Source organism: Actinomyces sp. ICM47, assembly GCF_905369875.1.
Lineage (GTDB): Bacteria > Actinomycetota > Actinomycetes > Actinomycetales > Actinomycetaceae > Pauljensenia.
In genome coordinates this window covers 1-18,571 of sequence record NZ_CAJPJE010000045.1, presented here as the reverse complement: position 1 = coordinate 18,571, position 18,571 = coordinate 1, and the positions used below count along the sequence as shown (strand labels likewise).

Sequence of the window (18,571 nt, the reverse complement as noted above, 5' to 3'; positions counted from 1 at the left end):
GGATGGGCCAGGGTGAGGATCCCGCCCGGCGGATGCCGTAACCGGGTGCCATCAGCACACCTCCCTCATGAGGACGAAGAATGATGATCAGTCAGTGAACGAGCCTCGACCTTCGGCGGGCCGTGACACGAAGGTTACCGACCTTACCTGAAGGAGCGTCCGAGACCTGACGCGAGGGTCAGGCGTCAATGCGCTCACGATCAACATCACGGGCGCCTTCGACGATGAAGTCGCGGCGGGGCTCGACCGATGAGCCCATGAGGAGCTCGAAGACGGACTCGGCCTCCATGATCTGGGCCTCGTCCCCCAGGGTGATGCGCCGCAGGGTGCGGTGCTGGGGCTCCATGGTGGTCTCAGCGAGCTGGTGGGCGTCCATCTCACCCAGGCCCTTGTAGCGCTGGGGCTCCTTGAAGCTGCGGCCCGCGCGCTCCAGGCGGCGCAGGGTGGTGACGAGCTCCTCATCGGAGTAGGTGTAGATGATCTCCTTCTTGCGCCGCCCTGAACCGGAGACCTCGATGCGGTGCAGGGGCGGGACGGCGGCGAAGACCCGGCCCGCTTCGATCATGGGGCGCATGTAGCGGAAGAACAGGGTCAGCAGCAGGGTGCGGATGTGCGCGCCGTCGACGTCGGCATCGGTCATGAGGATGACTTTGCCGTATCTTGCCTGCGGCAGGTCGAAGGTACGCCCCGAACCCGCACCGATCACCTGGATGATGTTCGCGCACTCAGCGTTAGCCAGCATGTCCGCGGTCGAGGCCTTCTGCACGTTGAGGATCTTGCCTCGAATCGGGAAGAGGGCCTGGTACTGGGAGTTGCGCGCGGCCTTGGCCGTGCCCAGGGCGGAGTCACCCTCGACGATGAACAGCTCTGTCTCGGCCACATCCTCGAGGCGACAGTCCGCGAGCTTGGCGGGCAGCGAGGAGGTTTCCAGCGCGTTCTTCTTGCGCGAGATCTCCTTGTGGATGCGCGCGGACACGCGGGCCTTCATCTCGCCGACGACCTTCTCCATGAGGAGGGACGTCTGCTGCTTGTCGTCGCGCTTAGAAGAGGCGAACTTGTCCTTCAGCCAGTCGGTGACGACGCGGTTGACGACGGCTCGGATCTGCGGGGTGCCCAGCGTTTCCTTCGTCTGGCCCTCGAATTGAGGCTCAGGGAAGCGCACGGTGATGACAGCGGTCATACCGGCCTGCACGTCGTCCTTTTCGGGGCGCCCGTCCTTTGCGCTGACCTTGAGCTTGCGCGCGTTCTTGTCGATGGCGGCGCGCAGAGTTTTCAGGACCGCCTGCTCGAAGCCGGCCACGTGGGTGCCGCCCTTGGGGGTGGCGATGATGTTGACGAAGGACCGGACAGTCGTGTCGTATCCGATGCCCCAGCGCAGCGCGATGTCGACCTCGCAGGTGCGTTCAACCTCGGTGGCGCGCAGGTGGCCGGTCTTAGAGTCGAGGGCCTGCACGATCTCGTTGTAGGTGCCCTGACCCGTGATGTGCCACGTGTCGGTAACGGGGCCGTCGGAGGCCAGCCAGTTCGCGAAGTCGACGACGCCGCCATCGAAGCGGAAGCTCTCACACACTTCCTCGTCGCCGCGCTCGTCGTAGCAGTTGATGGTCAGGCCGGGCACGAGGAACGCGGTCTGGCGGGCGCGCGCCAGCAGGTCCTCCCAGGAGAAGGCTGCCGTGGCCGGGAAAATCTGGAAGTCTGCCCAGAAGCGCACGCGCGTACCGGTCTGCGCCTTCTTGACCTTGCCGACGGTTTTGAGGATCGAGCCGTCCGTGAAGGGCGCGAAGGGCGAGTTTGGGGTGCGCTGCTTCGAGTCGTCGAATTCGCCGGGTTCGCCGCGGCGGAAGCACATCTCGTGGGTCTTGCCGCCGCGGTCGACCTGCACGTCGAGGCGGGCGGACAGGGCGTTGACGACGGAGGCACCGACGCCGTGGAGGCCGCCGGAGGCCGCGTAGGAACCGCCGCCGAACTTACCGCCGGCGTGGAGCTTGGTGTAGACGACCTCGACGCCGGTCAGGCCTTGGCCGGGCACGATGTCGACGGGGATGCCTCGACCGTTGTCGGCGACGGAGGCGGAGTGGTCGGGGTGGAGGCGCACATCGATGGTGTCGCAGTATCCTTCCAGAGCCTCATCGACGGCGTTGTCGATGATCTCCCAGAGGCAGTGCATGAGGCCTCGGTGGTCGGTGGAGCCGATGTACATGCCGGGGCGCTTGCGCACCGCCTCAAGGCCTTCGAGGACAGAGAGGTGCCGTGCGTTGTAGTCGGATGAGTCGGTAGGAGTCACGAGGTGAATCATAGGTGGCTACGTGCTCATTTGCGGTCCTCTGGGCGTGTGGCGTGGGTTCTGGGAGGCTTTCCACGCTTGACGAGGCCTGGGCTATTTTGCGCTGATCGGCGCGGTTTGGCGGCTCGTCGTACGCGACATTCTCGTGGGCATTTTTCTGCGTTGTCGTGGCCTGCGAGGCGTTGTGTCATGGTGTCGACGGTGGTCAGAGATTGCGCCCCCGGTGAACAGGGGTGCGCGGGGGTGGCTCAATGGTGTGTGATGGACGCATGAAGGCACAGATTCTTGAACGCCCCGTACTGGACGAGCCGCAGCTGAGCGCGGCGAATCGTTGCGACGCCTGCGGCGCTCGCGCCTGGGTTCGTGCGACCATGCCGTCAGGCGGCCAGCTCTACTTCTGCGGCCACCACGCGAACGAGCACCTGCCCTCCCTGGTGGGCGCTGGCGCACAGATCCTAGACGAACGCCATTTCATGAACGACTGATATTACTGCTCCCGCCGCAGCGGGATGCACGGCTTCGAGGCGCGGGCAGGGACAGAGGGTCCCTGCCCGCGTACTCGTATCCACGCAACGAGGCGTGCAGGGCTGCACTAGTTAGAAGGGCGTCGAACTGGTTAGCGAGGTATTGTCGTGCAATGCTGGGCTATCCAGTGTATTGCCTCTCTGCAACAAGCCGACCAGCCCCTGCCACGTCGCTGTCGATGCGGTCGACACAGCGGATCCTAGACCTGGGCGCGCCACCTGGAGCTTGGGACCGCTCTTCCGCACGTAAACCCGCTCATCTGAGCGTCGGCGAGGCTGCCCACGTGCAGGACAGAGGGTTAGCGTGCGGAACAGCGGGTTCCCGTGCGGGAGCGACAAGGCTAATGCGCCGCGTAGCCCAGGAGGATCGCCGATGAAGATATTGACCATCACCGCCCGACGCTGGGAAGGCGCATACGAGGGAGGGTGGGAACTCTACGACGGGGACCACATACTGACGCAGGTCGCTCGCCTGGAGGACGCACGCCAGCAGGTCATCGACTATTTAGATACGGTCGATCCAAAGATGTCCCACGATGGCTGGGACATCAGAATTGCGTCAACACTGTAGTCGGCGCAGTTCAGGAGACCACAACACATCTCACCAGACCAGGTCGCTATATTCTCTACTTTCGACATCTAGCGGGTGTTTCTCCTCCGTCTCTTGTCGAACCCCTACAAAGACGGACGTTCCCGTAGGACTGCCCACTCACCAGCGCTCTCCCCATCCTCAAAGCGCGCCGCGTCTGCTTCCAGGTCGGCGTCGGTAACGACGAAGCCACCCGCAAGAAGATAGACCCCCGCCTGACGGGCTTCGTTGGCAGTCACGCTTCGTTCGTCAGACACAGCCACAGCACCGTCCTCGTCGTAGATATCAGCATGTGTGAGCCACGGTTCGCTGACATAATCGCATCGATCCATTAGCTCACCGAAAGCCGCCCGGTCAATGCCGTTGTCGCAGCTCTCGTCTTGGTCCTGCCCACTTGCGTTGCATCGTGCCGCCATGTGTTAAGGCTATCAGCGACGCTTGACAGTACACGCCCCTAGTCCGCCAGGCGTTGGGAGACCACCGTCATGTATCGTCATCCAGCGGAAGAATGCTCTATGAGGGGCACTACGTTTCCGGATAGCTTTTCCTGTCCACCGATGTCCTGCTGCTCTCGGCCTACGAGGGGCGCATCTCCATCGCCGACCCGGACCTGACCCAGGTGAGCCAGAAGCAGTGGACGCGCAAGCGCCTGGAGCTGCTGGGCTTTATCTTCCAGGACCACCAGCTCCTGCCCTACATGCGTATCGGCGATCAGCTCGAGCTGTTCGCCAAGCTCAAGGGTCAGAAGGACAAGGCCACGCGTCAGGCCGAGGTCCGCTCCCTCATGGAGGACCTTGGGATCGAGGCCTCCTACGCGAAGTATCCTCGCCAGATGTCGGGTGGCCAGAAGCAGCGGGCGGCGATCGTTCGCGCTTTCATCGGCAACCCGCAGCTGATCCTGGCAGACGAGCCGACCGCAAGCCTGGACCCGGACCGCGGCCAGGAGATCGCCCAGCTGATCCGCAAGGAAGTGAAGTCCAAGAACAAGAGCGCCATCATGGTGACACATGATCGCTCGATCCTGCCCTACGTGGACACGATCTACGAGCTCACGCACGGCACGCTAAGGAAGGTCGAGTCCTGAGAGCGTCGGGCGCTCCGCGCTGAGAGCAGCGGCGGTATCGGTGAGAATCGGTACAACAGATACTCCTATCTGGTGAGCGACGAGTCACCCCCTCAAACGCCCCAAGAGCACAGGAACAGAACAATCAGATCGGACGCTCCAACGCTTCACAACCTCACCGCACAACCGTGCTGAATGGATGAAAGTCCACACGCACGCTTGTATTTGAACCAAACTTGCACGATGTTTGACAGTTACGGCGCATCCCTACATTAAAAGTGCTACGGTTCAAAAAAGTTCACCGACGAACGGAGCAACCATGAGGCTCAAAGCAGTGCAGATACAGGGATACAGGGCGCACGAAGACACGACAGTGACACTTGAAAACGGACTGACTGTCGTGGTCGGACGCAACAACACAGGCAAAACGTCATTTGTTGAAATCATTGACAAATTCATCGGGAACAATACAAACAACCGTTTACGCGCCGCAGACTTTTCAGCAAAACAAACGGAAACACTCGTCAACTCCCTTAGTGCAACAGAAGACGAATGTTTGACACCAGCCGCTCTACCAACGATCAAACTCAAGTTGAAAATAGAGTATAATCTAAAAGAAGATGAACCCGAAGCTCTTGCCGCGATCACACGCTACATCACAACACTCGACATACGGTGCAAAACTCTAATTATAGAATGCGCGTACAAGCCAACAGACCCAGAACAAGCATGTACTGCACTGAGCGAACTAAAAAATGACAACGGCCCAATTAACTTCGACACTGTTATAAAAACCATCGACAGGCACTGCAATTACAAAGCTACGTATTCTGCTTACTCAACACTCGAAAACGATCAAGAAGATTCAGAAGAACGAGAAACCCAACCTGCACTCGAGAAGACCGCTAACAACGCGTCACGCGACTTGACCATCGACCAGGTAAAACGGATAATCGCGACTGAATATATCTATGCACAGATTGATCTTGACGACACCTCTATCGATTCGCGGCACAATCTGTCAAACGCCTTCGAAAAATTCTACAAAGAGATATCGGAAGACGAAGATATTCGACAGAACCTCGACACGGCAGTAGAGAATATGCAAGCAGAGCTGACATCCGCCTATTCAAAATTTTTCAAAGACGCACTAAAAAACATCGAAGCTATTACGAGAAATACCCATGCGGGCGGACTAAATCTCACAGTAGGCTCAGAACTACAAACGGGAAGGATGATAAATTCAACAACACGAGTACGTTATCGCGATAACACCACCGAACAGGTATACCCTGAATCGCACAACGGATTGGGATATTCACGACTAACGTATACAATCCTTCAAATTCTCGCATTTAAAGAAAAACGAAGCCGTCGTAACTATGAGACACCAATAAACCTGTTGCTCATCGAAGAGCCCGAAGCTCACCTACACCCACAAATGCAAGAGGTCTTTATTCGTCTTGTTGACGGAATTCTCAACAGCGACTCACAGCTGATAATCACAACGCACTCTTCACACATTTTAAGTGAGCGAAAACTAGAAAGCCTTCGCTACTTTAAACGAGACGGATATAGAATTGAGTGCAAAGACATTTCATTCTGGGCAAAAAACGATCTCACACTGAAGGAAAAAGCATACCATACGATCAGCAATTATCTACAATTAAGAATTTCGGACCTATTTTTTGCCGACTGCGCGATCCTGATCGAAGGCGCAGCGGAACGTATCCTCCTACCAAAAGCCATTACAATGTGCGCCGAGGACCTTAACAGGAGCCACTACACCATTATTGAAGTGGGCGGAGCTTACGCTCAACATTTCATACCACTGCTTGATTTTATCGAAATCCCTTCTCTCATCATCACCGATATCGATTCGGTTAACCCCAAAAAGAGTAATTCTGCTGTACAAACACAACGGGGACAAAACCAAACGACAGCAAATTCAACACTGAAGAACATATTAGGGAGAGACAAAGTTGACGATCTCCTAGACTTGAATGATGACGAAAAGACCATCAACAAACACATTCGAATCTGCTTCCAATCTGAAAAAGACGCTTACCCCCTTTCGGATGGAACTCGACTTTATGCACGAACGCTTGAAGATGCAGTAATATATGCCAATACCTCAGTCTTCTCTGATCTGGGACCAAAAGATCACTTTGAAGAAAAGAGAATCAAATCACTTCTAAAAAAGTCAACAACTGAGGACGAAATTGCAGTAGCCGCGTACGAAGAAATACGGAAGAGCACTTTCGACAAAACTACGTTCGCTATCGACTGCACTCTGCTAGACACACTCACTATACCAGATTATATTTCTGCAGGCTTACGATGGCTCAGCTCTAAGACTCAGACTCCAGCGGTAACTGCGGCATCGGAAGAATAGGTTTTACAGCCCATGAATCAAAACGTTATCTCATGTCTCGAAGCACACCAGAATTTCATCTTTGAAGCGGGGCCCGGTTCTGGCAAGACAACAACACTTATAGACTCATTGGACCACATTCTAGCAGACTCAAAATCTTTCTTTAATCGTTCCACACAGCAGATTGCATGCATCACATACACAAACGTCGCAGCAAATGAGATTTCCGAACGCCTTGGAGAGGCTTCCGAATTCGTTACTGTATCCACAATTCATAGCTTCCTATGGTCTATCATTCGCGAATATCAGCTAGAACTACGCTCTTTACTTCACGAGATGAACCAAGAGCGCGCATTTGGAAAGAAGCTTTACGTCAACAAACTCGACTTAGACGGAATGGAGATTCAGTACGTCGATAAGTACGCCGATCTTTCAAAAGGCGAAATCACGCACGACGGCGTACTCGCGCTTGCCCACAGAGCATTTCAGACCTATCCCACTCTGCGCCATTTCTTAAAATCTCGCTTTCCCGTTTTATTTCTCGATGAATACCAGGACACACACAAGACAGTCATCGAAATCATCAAGTCTTTGGCTGTAGATTCCACGACTTCATCAATCAGACCTACCCAGATACTGGTCGGCCTGTTTGGTGACTCTATGCAGAGTATTTACAATAGTGGTGTCGGCTCCGTGGATCCAACACAATTCAATGCAGTGTCGATCACTGAAGCTTCAAACTTTCGCTCGTCTGCACCAATTGTCGATTTGATTAATAAAGTTCGACTTTGCGGGACATCAGAATTCGACGCTCCTGAAGTCTACCAAACTCCAAAGGGAACCAATCTACCCGCCAATAGCCACTGTTTATTATTCTATACTGATAATGAAGATCAGCTTTCAGAGCAGACCATCATTACAATAAGAGATAGGTTAGGTTGGCGGGATACTGAAACAAAGATCCTTGAGTTGACACACTCCGCAATTGCAAGAACTAGCGGATGGGAGAATCTCCAAAAGACATACCAAAAGAACAGAGGATCAACCGCCTCTGAGAATTTACGAGCTAGTGACGACATCTACTCGTCGACATTTTCGTTTCTAACCCGTCTTTACAAGTCTCACTCATTACGCAACGGTTTTGAGAGCCTTCAAATTCTTCGATTCGACTCTCCAGGCTATTCCCAAGAGCGGACAATTGTGCGCAATAGTGAGGACCTTCCAAGACTATCAAGACTTCTTGACAACTTCGTTAAATTGTGCGAATCCACTACTGCTAGCAGATGTTCGATTCGTAACGTTCTCGAATTTGCATGGTCAAATGGACTATGCCGCAAGACACACCAGATCGAATTGTTTGAGGACATCGACATGATAGACGACGCAGAACTCAAGGATAAGCGTGTAGCCTTTCTTCAATCGCTGCATGAGATTCCATTTTTTGAGTTAGTTAGATTTTTCGATTATCTCGACACATACACGCCGTATTCGACACAACACGGCACGAAAGGCGCAGAATTCAGGAACGTCATTGTAATTTTAGACGATTCGGCATGGAATCAGTACAAATGGAGTTCAATTTTTGGAGTGCCTGACAATAATGACAAACGACGTCAACGCTCACTGAAACTATTTTACGTTGCAATCTCTCGCGCTCGCGACAACTTGATCGTAATTTACAAACAGCCTCCCTCTAGTTTCATTGCAGGTGCCCGAGAGCTGTTCGGCACAGACAATGTTCAACCACTGACTAAGTCGTTAGACAGCTTCGGCTAAACTATATGGCGACCGACTGGAGTCCAACACCTCAACATCTCTCGCTTCGTATTCCCACTGGGGTTGGAGATAGTTTCTTCGTGTCAGCGGCTGCTTGAATTTTTCTGACGATGTTTCATATTTGTTTTAATTTATGAGATGGCGTATAGTCTGACAGCTGCTTAGATCGGCACGGTCAGTGTGTGTGCGCGCTGTTCGTTGGGAGGTGAGGGCTTGTTCAAGCCTTTGGGGAGGGGTCTTTCCGGCCCTCTAGTAAGCGTTGAGTTTCCCAATCGGTGTTTCCTCAACGAAAGCGGTATACATCTTCATCTTCGCATAGGGACGGTTCCACACATGCTCCTAAGTACCAAAGGCCGACAGGTTCACATTACGTTTAACCGTTGATCCGATTACGCTCCCCGGCATTTATTCCTCGCCGACAAGCTGCGGACACCCCAGGAGAACCTTCCACGCTCCGTCGCATTCGCCCGCTTCGAAGCGCTGCGCATCTGCTTCAAGATCAGCGTCGGTAACGGTGATCCCTCCCGCAAGACGGTAGGTCCCCTCTTGTTTCTTGCTCATTGCCCTCTCCTCTCAGGTCCAAATATTTCTGTCATCATTTCCTTTGAAGGCAGTATCATCACAACCAGAAGCAACGGCCTCTCCGCGCGAGAACCCCTCCCCTAGTCCGCCAAGCGCTGGGACACCACCCTCGTGATTCCGTCACGCATCGTGACGCCGTACAGGGCGTCCGCTATCTCCATGGTTCGCTTCTGGTGGGTGATAACAATGAGCTGCGACGTCTCCTGCAGCTCCTTGAAGATGGTGAGCATGCGCGTCAGGTTCATGTCGTCCAAGGCGGCCTCGACCTCGTCCATGACGTAGAACGGAGACGGGCGCGCCTTAAAGATCGCGACCAGGAACGCGATCGCGGCCAGGGAACGCTCGCCGCCCGACAGCAGCGACAGGCGCTTCACCTTCTTGCCGGCGGGCCGAGCCTCGATCTCGATGCCAGTCGAGAGCATGTCCTCCTGATCGGTGAGCACCAGGTCCCCCTGGCCGCCCGGGAACAGTACGCCGAACACATGCTCGAACTGTTTGCGCGTCTCCGCGAACGCGGCCGTGAAAGCCTCCTGAACCAGGCGGTCCACGTCTTGCACGATACGCAGCAGATCCGCCTTCGACGCCTTGAGGTCCTGCACCTGATCCACCAGGAACTTATGCCGCGCCGCCAGCGCCTCATGCTCCTCGAGCGCCAGCGGATTCACGCGCCCCAGCTTCTCCAGGTCCTTCTGCGCTGTGGCGAGCGCGCGCTCCTGCTCGGCGCGCATGTACGCGCGTGGCTCGGCGGCTTCGGCTTTCTCCACGTCGTCGGGGTCGAGGGGCAGCACCGGCACCATCACCTCCGGCCCGAACTCGGCGATCAGCTGCTCTGGCTCAAGCGAAAGTTCCTCAAGGGCGCGCCGCTGCAGGTCCTCGACGCGCACCCTCGTCTGTTCGACCGCGATCTTGCCCTGGTTTGCCGAGTTCATCGCATCCGCCAGCTCCGCGCTCATCCGGTCCAGGGCGCAGCGCGCATCCGAGACCTCTCGAGACACCTGGGAACGTCGAGCGCTCAACCGGTCGCGTTCAGTGGCGGCACGGGATAGGGCACGCTCGGCTGCCTCCAGCGCGATGCGCGCGGCCGCCTCCACGTCCGAGGCCGTGGCCAGTTCCGTCTGTCTCACCGCCTCGCGCCGGGCATAGCGGGCGCGCTCCTCGCGCTCGGCTGCGGCAGCCTGGCGCAGAGAGCGGGCGCGGGCGGCGGCGCGCCGCGATTGTTCTTCGAGGGTGCGTAAGCTCAGCCGAGCCTCGTTTTCTGTCTCGCGTGCCTGGCGCGCGGCGCGGGACGCAGCATCCGCACGAGCCTGGGCATCTTCGAGTGATTCGGGCGATCCCACCGAGTCGGCCCTCTCGAGGCGTGCGCGAGCTGCCACGTCCTGCTCGCGGGCCCACTCGACCTGTTCGTCGGCGCGTCGGGCTACGTCGCGGGCACGCTCGGCCTCGGCACGGGCTGCCTGCGCCGCCGACTGGGCACGGGCCAACTCCTGGGCCTCTTTCGCGCGCTGCGCGTCCTCCGCACGTAGAGCATTGAGCGCTTCGTTCGCCTCCTTGATGCACCGATCCAGCTGCACGTTCGCATGGGCGAGTTCCTCGGAGACTACGTCCATGCGGACACCCGCGTCCTTCGCTCGCACACTTGCCTGCTCGAAGTCGGCGCGCACGGACAGCACCGACGAGGCCTGCCGACCTCCCTCGACCGACCACGCGCGCAGCACGTCGCCGCCGGGCGTGACGACGGCCCGCACGCCCATCAGAGCGAGCACCGCAGGCGCACACTCAGCGGAGCACGCGACGACCCCATCCAGCAGTGCCGCTAGCGGCGCAGCACCGCCCTCGCAGGTGACGACCGAGCGTAGCCACGCGGCACCCTCGGGTAGCTCCGCAGCACCGAGAGCACCGGGGGAAGCAGCAACAGGCGACGAGGCCGTGGCCTCCCCCGTCCTCAGGGTCTCCTCCGCGCGCGCCTGGTCACCGGGCGCAACGACGAGGCGCAGCGAACGACCGGCGGCGCGTGCCGCGTCCAGCTCGCCCATGCCTCGGGCCAGGGAATCCACGACAACGGCATCCGCGAAAGGGGCGAGCGCGGCAGCGACGGCGTCCTCATACCCGGAGGTGATGCGCAGGAGGGGCGCGACCTGGCCGAGCACTCCGGGCTTCCCCAACAGCTCGGAGGTGCCATCCTCGGGGGCCAGCAGCTGCTCGAGCGCGTCGCGGCGAGCCTCCCAGCGGGCCCGCTCGGCTCGGGCCTCGCGCTCGACGCCGAGCAGCTCGTCCACGCGGGCGCGCGCAGCGTCACGGCGCGCGGACGCCTCCGCGTGTGCGCGCCCCGCTCCCCCGCTTGAATCGGTGGATAATCCATCCTTATCGAACGCACTGTCAGCCGCCGATCCCGCTGCCCCCGGCACGGCGGCCTCCGCCGCAGCGGCGCGCTCCTGAGCACCCTGGTACGCGCTCCACGCGCGCTCGGCCTCGGCGCGGGCGGCCTCCAGGCGTGACGCGGCGGTGGAGACGTCACCCGTCAGGCGTGCGACCTCCTCACGGTGGTCGGCGATGACGCGGTTGACGCGGGCCAGCTCGCGGGAGGCTGCCTCGTCGGTGTCCTCCGCTGCCTCGCGTGCGCGAGTCGCGGACGTCAATGCAGAGCGCGCGACGTCAACCTGCCCGGCCAAGGCGGCGTCTTCGGTGCCGGCGACGCGGGCGCGCTCGTCGAGCACATCGGGATCCTCACCTGCCGGAGGAGGCTCGGGGGTTGCGCGCAGGGCAACTTTCTGTGTGGCCGCCATGAGGGTTCCGCGCAGGCGCTCAGTGAGAGTGGTCAGCGACTGCCAGTCCGCCGACGCCTGCTCGAGCGCGGGCGAGGAGGAACGCTCAGCTTCCTCGAGGGACGACAGCGACACGCGCGACGCGGCGATCTGAGCCTCCAGCGTGGCGCGGCGCTGCGCGGCCGACTCATCCGAAGCTTCGAGAGCAGCCAAGCGCGAGAGGGCCGACGCCAGGTCGTCCGCGAGCAGACGGGCCTTCGCGTCGCGCACGCGCGCCTGGATGAGGGAGGCGCGCCGGGCAATGCGCGCCTGGCGGGCCAACGGCTTCAGCTGGCGGTGGATCTCAGCCGTCAGGTCGAGGACGCGCACAAGATTCGCATCCATGTCCGCGAGCTTCTTGAGCGCTCGCTCCTTGCGGCGACGATGTTTGAGGACGCCTGCAGCCTCTTCGATAAAGCCGCGCCGCTCCTCGGGCGTGGAAGACAGGATCGCATCCAACTGCCCCTGCCCCACAATGACGTGCATCTGGCGCCCCATGCCCGTATCGGAGAGCAGCTCCTGGACGTCCAAGAGCCGCACGGGCGAGCCGTTGATGGAATACTCCGAGCCGCCCCCGCGGAACAGGGTGCGGCTGATCGTCACCTCCGAGTACTCAATGTCGAGCAACCCGTCGGCATTGTCGATCGTCAGGTCCACCTGGGCGCGCCCCAACGCCGCGCGCCCAGATGTCCCCGCGAAAATAACGTCCGCCATATTCGAGCCGCGCAACGCGCGTGCTCCCTGCTCGCCCATGACCCAGGCGAGAGCATCAACGACGTTCGATTTACCTGACCCGTTGGGGCCGACGACACATGTAATGCCCGGCTGGAGGGCGAGCGTGGTCGTACTGGCGAAGGACTTAAATCCCCGCAGCGTCAGGGTTTTGAGATGCATCCTTGCAGGTTACAGGCCCCTCAGTTAATCTCGGGGAACCACAGGGCGATTTCGCGCATCGCGCTGTCCACGGAATCCGAGCCGTGGATCAGGTTCTCCATGTGGGGGCTGTTCCACGCGCGACCCAGGTCACCGCGAATCGTGCCGGCGGGGGCGGTCGTCGGGTCGGTCGAACCCATGAGGACGCGCATGCCCTCAACGACACGCTGGCCTTCGATGATCATGGCGACGACGGGGCCGGAACTCATGAACTCGAGGAGGCCTTCGAAGAAGGGCTTGCCATTGTGCTCGGCGTAGTGCTCGGCCAGCAGCTCACGGGTGGCGACCATGAGCTTGAGGCCCTTGATCGTGTAGCCCTTGGCCTCGATGCGACGCAGAATCTCGCCGGTCAGGCTGCGGGCGTAGCCGTCGGGCTTGACGACGATGAGGGTGTGCTCCAGGGTGGGGTCGAGAAGGTGCTGGGGTTCCAGCAGAACACTCTTAGCGCTCACGGTGTCTCCTGTGATAGTGAGGGTTACCTAATTGGTCCTTTCAAGCATATCCGTCAGCGCTGCGACCGCGGCTGTGGCGTCGGCCCCATTGGCTTCAATGTGGACGGTCGCGCCTTGCCCAACACCGAGCGTCATCAGGAGGAGCATAGACGTTGCGTCCACGCCGTTGACCGTGATCTCCGCGTCAAAGGTTGCCGCCAGGCGCGTGAAGGCGGCAGCGGGGCGCGCGTGCAGGCCGACGGGATCCGCAACGACGGCGTCTCCTTCGGCATGGGGAACGCATCGCTCCAACGAGGCCGGGGCTTCCCCCGCTCCCCCGCTGACAGGCGGGTTGGCCGGGCTGGGTGCCTCCTGGGCGGGCGCGTCGTTCAGGCGCGGGGCGAGGGCGGCTGCGGCCTCGGCGACCTGGTCGAGGTCGTCGCCGACCTGGGCGCGAACCGAAGAGGCGACGGCTCCTTCGACGAGGGCAGTATCGACGAAGCGCACGCGCTCGGGGTCCTCACTCATCTCAATGACCGATTCGACGGTCATCGTGGCCGAGCCGAGGTCGGTGAGGACGATGACGCCGCTGCCCTCCCCGTCCACTGCTGCGAGGGCGGCCTCGAGGGCCGCCTCCACGCGGTCGTAGGAGGTGCCGATGCGGCCGTCGTCCGTGCCCCCGGCAGCCTCGAAGCGTACGTCGGGGGCCATCTGGGCGGCCAGCTCGCACACGCCGGCGGCGAGGGAGGCGGAATGGGAGACGATGACGAAGGAGACGCGCGCGCTCATGCGTCCTGGCTCTCGGTGGCTGCGCGCGCGGCGGCGCGCAGAATGAGGGAGGTGGAGACGGCACCCGGGTCGAGGTGCCCGATGGAGCGCTCGCCCAGATAGGAGGCGCGACCCTTCGTGGCGCGCAGGGGTTCGGTGGCGGCGGCCCCTGCCTCGGCGGCCGTGGCGGCTGCTTCCAGGACAACGCCCGCGTCTCCGCCCGCCTCAGCGACCGCGCGGGCGGCCTCGAGGGCCGGGGTCCACGCGTCCACCATGGTCTTTTCACCCGTGGTGGCCTTGCCGCGCGCCTGGATGCCACTCAGGGCACCCTCGATGACGGCCGCCACGCCACCGCCGTCCAGGTCGCCGCCAGCCGCGGCCTTCGATGCGCGCAGGAACGCGGTCCCGTACAGGGGTCCGGCGGCACCGCCGACCGTGGACATGAGGGTCTTGGCGACCGTCTTGAGAACCTCTGCAACGCTGCCCGGCTGGGCCTCGCTGAGTGCTTCAACCGCAGCGCGGAAGCCTCGATCCATGTTCTCGCCGTGATCGCCATCCCCGATCACTCGGTCCAGGTCCACCAGGTAGTCACGGTGCTCGGCAACCGCACTCGCCGACAGTTCGATCCACCGCTGTGCCCACTGCGCATCCAGGCTCATCGTTTCTCTCCTTCTTCCTTGCTACGGTTGATTACTTCCAGGCGACCGTGTTCACGGGCGCGTCGAAGAGTTCGAGCAGCTCGTCGTCGGCGCGCATGAGGGTCACGGAGACGCCGGGCATCTCCAGACTGGTGACGTAGTTGCCAACCATCTGGCGGGCGATCGCGATGCCGTCCTTCTTCAGCAGAGCGGCAAGCGCGCGGAAGCAGATGTAGAGCTCGGAGATGGGGGTGCCGCCCATGCCGTTAACGAGGGCGACGACGCGCTCGCCCTCGGTCAGGCCGAGGTCACCACGCACGCGCTCGTAGAGTTCGGCGATGAGGGCATCGGCACTCTCCATGGAGCCGCGGCGGTATCCGGGTTCGCCGTGAATACCGATGCCCAGCTCGATCTCATCCTCGCCCAGGTCGAAGGAGGGCTTGCCAGCGTGGGGCACAGTGCAGGGGCCCAGGGCCAGGCCCATCGAGCGAGTCTGGTCGTTGACCTTGGTGGCGATGCGGGCGACTTCCTCCAGGGCGTCGCCGCGCTCGGCAGCCGCGCCCGCAATCTTCTCCACGAAGATGGTACCGGCGACGCCGCGGCGCCCCGCCGTGTAGAGGGAGTCTTCAACGGCCACGTCATCGTTGACGATGACCGTGGAGACCTGAATGTCCTCCATATCGGCCAGCTCGGCCGCAGTCTCGAAGTTGAGGACATCGCCCGTGTAGTTCTTGACGATGTGCAGGACGCCTGCCCCGCGGTCGGCAGCCTTCGTGGCTTCCAGGATCGGGTCGGGGGTCGGCGAGGTGAACACCGCACCGGGCACGGCCGCGTCCAGCATGCCTTCTCCGACGAAGCCGGCGTGCAAGGGTTCGTGTCCGGATCCGCCGCCGGAGACGAGGCCAACCTTGCCCTCGGCCTTAGGAACGGCGCGGGTGACGAAATCGGGCGAGTAGTGAACATCGACGAGGTCGGGGTGGGCCAGGGCGAATCCCTCCAGGGTTTCGCGGACGACGGCGTGAACATCATTGACGAGCTTCTTCATGGTGCCTCCTTGCAAAATGCTCATCTTTTCTTGTAGTCGAGATAATCGTGCCACGTTCCATACAAAAACCCAACTGAGGCGGCCGCCACAGGGCGACCGCCTCAGGGGTGATTCAGTTCATCGCGGAGAGTGGCCCGCGAGCGCCAGCATTTCACCGGCCAGCATCACTGAGCCAAACACTAGGACTCCGCTGCGATCCGCGGGCTGCGCCCCGGCCTCGGCGATTTCGGCTGCACGATCGACCGCGTCGGCCAGTGATTCGCGCACATCTACCCGGTCGGGACCGAAGACCTCTTCCGCGATCTCTGCGAGCCGTGCGACGTCGGCTGCGCGTTCGCCCGGCATCTGCGTGACGACGAGGTGGTCGAGGAAGGGTTCGACCTCGGATAGGACGCCTTCGACGTCTTTGTCTCCCATCGCCGCGTAGACGCCGGCGATGCGCGCGAAGGCGAAGGAGGATTCGATGGCTTCGCGCAGGGTGGCCGCGCCCGCGGGGTTGTGTGCGGCGTCCACGATGATCGTGGGTGAGTGGCGCACGACTTGCATGCGTCCGGGGCTTGATGCGTTCATGAAGCCTTGCTCGACGATGCGTCCATCCAGGCCGCGGCCGCCCATGAAGGCCTCGACGGCGACGAGGGCCGCGGCCGCGTTGTGCGCTTGATACTGGCCGAACAGCGGGACGAAGACGTCTTCGTAGACCGCGGAGGGCGTACGGATGGTGATCATCTGGCCGCCGACGCCCATCTGGCGGTCCATGACCTCGAAGTCGCGGCCTTCGACGCGTGCGATGGCGTCGACGGTGCGGGCCTGCTCGAGGAGGATGTCGAGGACTGCTTCCTGCTGCTTCATGATGACGACAACCTGGCCGGGTTTGATGATGCCGGCTTTTTCGCGCGCGATTTCTTCGATCGTGGAGCCGAGCCATTTCGTGTGGTCCAGGGCGATCGGGGTGATGACGGAGACGCTGGCGTCGATGACGTTCGTGGCGTCCCAGCGTCCGCCCATGCCGACCTCGACGACGGCGGCGTCGACCGGGAAGTCGGCGAAGGCCGCGTACGCCATGATCGTGAAGACCTCGAAGAAGGACAGGCGTGGGCCGCCCTCTTCCTGGCTGCGCTCGTCCACCATGCCGACGTAGGGGGCGATGTCCTCCCAGGCGCGTACGAAGCCCTCGCGCGTGATTGGGTGGCCTTCCAGGGAGATGCGCTCGCGTACGTCGAGCAGGTGCGGGCTCGTGAAGCGGCCTGTCTTCATGCCGAACGCGGTCAGCAGCGAGTCGATCATACGAGATGTGGATGTCTTGCCGTTCGTGCCCGTGATGTGGATTGACGGGTAGGCGTTCTGCGGGTCGCCCAGGATGTCCAGGGCGAGCTTCACGCGGTCGAGGGTGGGGTCGATGTCGTGCTCGGGGGCGCGCGCGACGATGGACTGGTAGATCTCCTGCACGCGGGCGTCCAGGGCGATGTCGTCCTCGGCTTTGGCCAGCGCTGCCTCGTGGAAGGCGCGTTCCTCGCGTTCCTCGCGCTCCTCGTCGGCGAAGTCCTCGTCCACCTCACCCTCGATCTCGGCGAGGACGGAGGGGTCGGGTCCCAGCAGCAGCGAGTGCTCAACGAGGGCGCGTAGGGCGGCCTCGCGCTCGCTCTCCTCAGCCTGCGGGTCGGCAGCCGTGCCGCCGTCCTCGGGTTCGGGGGCCTCGTCGGCCGCTTCCAGATACGGGATCAGGTCGGCGGGGATGCCGCCTCGCTGGTCGTCGTAGGTGGGCTCTTGCCCGAAGAACGATTCGCCTGCCATGTTTCCTCCGCGGCTCGCAGTATCTCCGCTATTTTACCGGCCCGCGCGGCGCGAGCGGCTTGTTCCACCGGTCACGGCGCGTTTGCGCCCCGACGATCCTCTCATCGACGAGGCTGTGGCTCGAACGGCGGTCCACTGTCCTACGGGGCGAGTAAGATGGGAGGGAACAAGAAAGAATGAGATATGGAGGACCCCCATGGGCAAGTGGTTCGGCCAAGCAAGCGAGATTGAAGAGCTGCGCACCGAAAACCGCCGACTGAAGGAGCAAGTCGCAACCCTTGAGGCGCGCCTGCGCGCCGCCTACGCAGACGCCGGAATCACGGCTCTGGCCGATCCCTCCTCCCCCACTGCTTCCACCGATCCGCTCGCCCCCGCCACGGCCTCGTCCCTGGAAGTGAGCGACGCCGAAATGGAGTTGCTGGCTACGGGCCCGAAAATCGCGGCAGTCAAGGCATACAAGGACCGCACCGGCGTAAGCCTCAAGGCAGCCAAGGCCGCGATTGACGCCGTGCCCATGCCCACATCCGCGATCGTCTCCACCAGCCGCGAGCTGACGGATGCCGAACTCCAGATGGTGGCCGACGACCGCCTCATCAGCGCCATCAAGGCATACAAAGACCGCACCGGCGTCGACCTGAAAACCGCCAAAGCAGCTATTGATGCGGCTCGCTGAGCGCTCACTGATAGGATGCCCCTCACGCGCGCTCTCATGCGCGCGTGACACGATAAGGATGAGACATGCTGCTCGTTGAAGAACGTGAGGAAAACGGCTGGATCCGCTCCACGTTCAACCTAACGTACCGCGTCACATGGGACCAGCTGCTCCAGGCCGTGCACGGGGCGTACCCGTACTTCGCCAACCCACAGGTCTTGGTCGACGGCACCCAGATCTCCGTGGCCAAGCAGTCGGACATCCTCACAATCCCCGAAGACCGCGCGATCATACTGCGCGGCATCTCCACGGTCCTCAAC

15 protein-coding genes and 1 pseudogene are annotated in these 18,571 nt (G+C 61.0%); 7 read left to right on the top strand and 9 right to left on the bottom strand.

What is annotated here, in order from left to right:
• Positions 1-178: 178 nt before the first annotated feature.
• Complete coding sequence (locus QZ149_RS08470) at positions 179-2,296, bottom strand: DNA topoisomerase IV subunit B (protein WP_291450952.1); 2,118 nt, start codon at positions 2,294-2,296, stop codon at positions 179-181.
• A 257-nt stretch (positions 2,297-2,553) separates the two neighbouring features.
• Here QZ149_RS08470 and QZ149_RS08465 point away from each other — a divergent pair, with 257 nt between their 5' ends.
• Together QZ149_RS08465 and QZ149_RS08460 are read left to right on the top strand one after the other, a co-directional pair.
• A complete protein-coding gene (locus tag QZ149_RS08465; protein ID WP_291450951.1) occupies positions 2,554-2,769 on the top strand; it encodes a hypothetical protein in 216 nt (71 codons plus the stop codon).
• Positions 2,770-3,181: 412 nt separating this feature from the next.
• On the top strand, positions 3,182-3,379 hold the full coding sequence (locus tag QZ149_RS08460) for a hypothetical protein (RefSeq protein ID WP_291450950.1): 198 nt from the start codon (positions 3,182-3,184) through the stop codon (positions 3,377-3,379).
• Positions 3,380-3,483: 104 nt separating this feature from the next.
• Here the strand turns inward: QZ149_RS08460 and QZ149_RS08455 are convergent, their stop codons facing one another.
• The gene (locus QZ149_RS08455; protein ID WP_291450949.1) at positions 3,484-3,636 is read right to left on the bottom strand and encodes a hypothetical protein; all 153 of its coding nucleotides are present in this window, start codon (positions 3,634-3,636) and stop codon (positions 3,484-3,486) included.
• Between the two features lie 308 nt (positions 3,637-3,944).
• Between QZ149_RS08455 and QZ149_RS08450 the strand changes: the two genes are divergently transcribed.
• The 3 genes from QZ149_RS08450 to QZ149_RS08440 all read left to right on the top strand — a co-directional run bounded on the left by QZ149_RS08450 (position 3,945) and on the right by QZ149_RS08440 (position 8,610).
• Positions 3,945-4,481: an ABC transporter ATP-binding protein gene (locus QZ149_RS08450; RefSeq protein WP_366488415.1), complete on the top strand. Its 537-nt coding sequence runs from the start codon at positions 3,945-3,947 to the stop codon at positions 4,479-4,481.
• Between the two features lie 298 nt (positions 4,482-4,779).
• The gene (locus QZ149_RS08445; RefSeq protein ID WP_291450947.1) at positions 4,780-6,855 is read left to right on the top strand and encodes an AAA family ATPase; all 2,076 of its coding nucleotides are present in this window, start codon (positions 4,780-4,782) and stop codon (positions 6,853-6,855) included.
• Between the two features lie 12 nt (positions 6,856-6,867).
• Positions 6,868-8,610 carry an ATP-dependent helicase gene (locus QZ149_RS08440; RefSeq protein WP_291450946.1) on the top strand — a complete coding sequence of 581 codons (1,743 nt, stop codon included), beginning with the start codon at positions 6,868-6,870 and terminating at the stop codon, positions 8,608-8,610.
• A 405-nt stretch (positions 8,611-9,015) separates the two neighbouring features.
• Here the strand turns inward: QZ149_RS08440 and QZ149_RS08435 are convergent, their stop codons facing one another.
• From QZ149_RS08435 to QZ149_RS08405, 7 genes are all read right to left on the bottom strand, one after another.
• The gene (locus QZ149_RS08435) at positions 9,016-9,171 is read right to left on the bottom strand and encodes a hypothetical protein (protein ID WP_291450944.1); all 156 of its coding nucleotides are present in this window, start codon (positions 9,169-9,171) and stop codon (positions 9,016-9,018) included.
• Between the two features lie 101 nt (positions 9,172-9,272).
• Positions 9,273-12,887: a chromosome segregation protein SMC gene (gene smc / locus QZ149_RS08430; protein ID WP_291450942.1), complete on the bottom strand. Its 3,615-nt coding sequence runs from the start codon at positions 12,885-12,887 to the stop codon at positions 9,273-9,275.
• A 20-nt stretch (positions 12,888-12,907) separates the two neighbouring features.
• Positions 12,908-13,378 (bottom strand): nucleoside-diphosphate kinase, encoded by a 471-nt coding sequence (gene ndk, locus QZ149_RS08425; RefSeq protein WP_291450940.1) that lies wholly within the window; start codon positions 13,376-13,378, stop codon positions 12,908-12,910.
• 27 nt (positions 13,379-13,405) lie between these two features.
• Entirely contained in the window at positions 13,406-14,146 is a 741-nt protein-coding gene (dhaM, locus tag QZ149_RS08420; RefSeq protein WP_291450939.1) for a dihydroxyacetone kinase phosphoryl donor subunit DhaM, read from the bottom strand.
• Positions 14,143-14,784, bottom strand: a complete 642-nt coding sequence (gene dhaL, locus QZ149_RS08415; protein WP_291450938.1) for a dihydroxyacetone kinase subunit DhaL — start codon at positions 14,782-14,784, stop codon at positions 14,143-14,145. The genes dhaM and dhaL overlap by 4 nt, the downstream gene beginning before the upstream one ends.
• Positions 14,785-14,815: 31 nt before the next feature.
• Positions 14,816-15,808, bottom strand: coding sequence for a dihydroxyacetone kinase subunit DhaK (gene dhaK, locus QZ149_RS08410; protein ID WP_291450936.1), 993 nt, complete (start codon positions 15,806-15,808; stop codon positions 14,816-14,818).
• A gap of 117 nt (positions 15,809-15,925) precedes the next feature.
• Positions 15,926-17,599, bottom strand: a complete 1,674-nt coding sequence (locus tag QZ149_RS08405) for a folylpolyglutamate synthase/dihydrofolate synthase family protein (protein WP_291450935.1) — start codon at positions 17,597-17,599, stop codon at positions 15,926-15,928.
• A gap of 196 nt (positions 17,600-17,795) precedes the next feature.
• On the opposite strand from QZ149_RS08405, the gene QZ149_RS08400 reads away from it, so the two are divergent.
• Together QZ149_RS08400 and QZ149_RS08395 are read left to right on the top strand one after the other, a co-directional pair.
• Positions 17,796-18,272, top strand: a complete 477-nt coding sequence (locus tag QZ149_RS08400) for a 50S ribosomal protein L7/L12 (protein ID WP_291450934.1) — start codon at positions 17,796-17,798, stop codon at positions 18,270-18,272.
• 65 nt (positions 18,273-18,337) lie between these two features.
• Positions 18,338-18,571, top strand: a pseudogene (locus tag QZ149_RS08395) (hypothetical protein); the annotation flags it as partial.

Coding starts and splice junctions, on each gene's coding strand:
- QZ149_RS08470 (WP_291450952.1), bottom strand. CDS start 2,296: ATGATTCACCTCGTGACTCCTACCGACTCATCCGACTACAACGCACGG.
- QZ149_RS08465 (WP_291450951.1), top strand. CDS start 2,554: ATGAAGGCACAGATTCTTGAACGCCCCGTACTGGACGAGCCGCAGCTG.
- QZ149_RS08460 (WP_291450950.1), top strand. CDS start 3,182: ATGAAGATATTGACCATCACCGCCCGACGCTGGGAAGGCGCATACGAG.
- QZ149_RS08445 (WP_291450947.1), top strand. CDS start 4,780: ATGAGGCTCAAAGCAGTGCAGATACAGGGATACAGGGCGCACGAAGAC.
- QZ149_RS08440 (WP_291450946.1), top strand. CDS start 6,868: ATGAATCAAAACGTTATCTCATGTCTCGAAGCACACCAGAATTTCATC.
- QZ149_RS08435 (WP_291450944.1), bottom strand. CDS start 9,171: ATGAGCAAGAAACAAGAGGGGACCTACCGTCTTGCGGGAGGGATCACC.
- smc (WP_291450942.1), bottom strand. CDS start 12,887: ATGCATCTCAAAACCCTGACGCTGCGGGGATTTAAGTCCTTCGCCAGT.
- dhaM (WP_291450939.1), bottom strand. CDS start 14,146: ATGAGCGCGCGCGTCTCCTTCGTCATCGTCTCCCATTCCGCCTCCCTC.
- dhaL (WP_291450938.1), bottom strand. CDS start 14,784: ATGAGCCTGGATGCGCAGTGGGCACAGCGGTGGATCGAACTGTCGGCG.
- dhaK (WP_291450936.1), bottom strand. CDS start 15,808: ATGAAGAAGCTCGTCAATGATGTTCACGCCGTCGTCCGCGAAACCCTG.
- QZ149_RS08405 (WP_291450935.1), bottom strand. CDS start 17,599: ATGGCAGGCGAATCGTTCTTCGGGCAAGAGCCCACCTACGACGACCAG.
- QZ149_RS08400 (WP_291450934.1), top strand. CDS start 17,796: ATGGGCAAGTGGTTCGGCCAAGCAAGCGAGATTGAAGAGCTGCGCACC.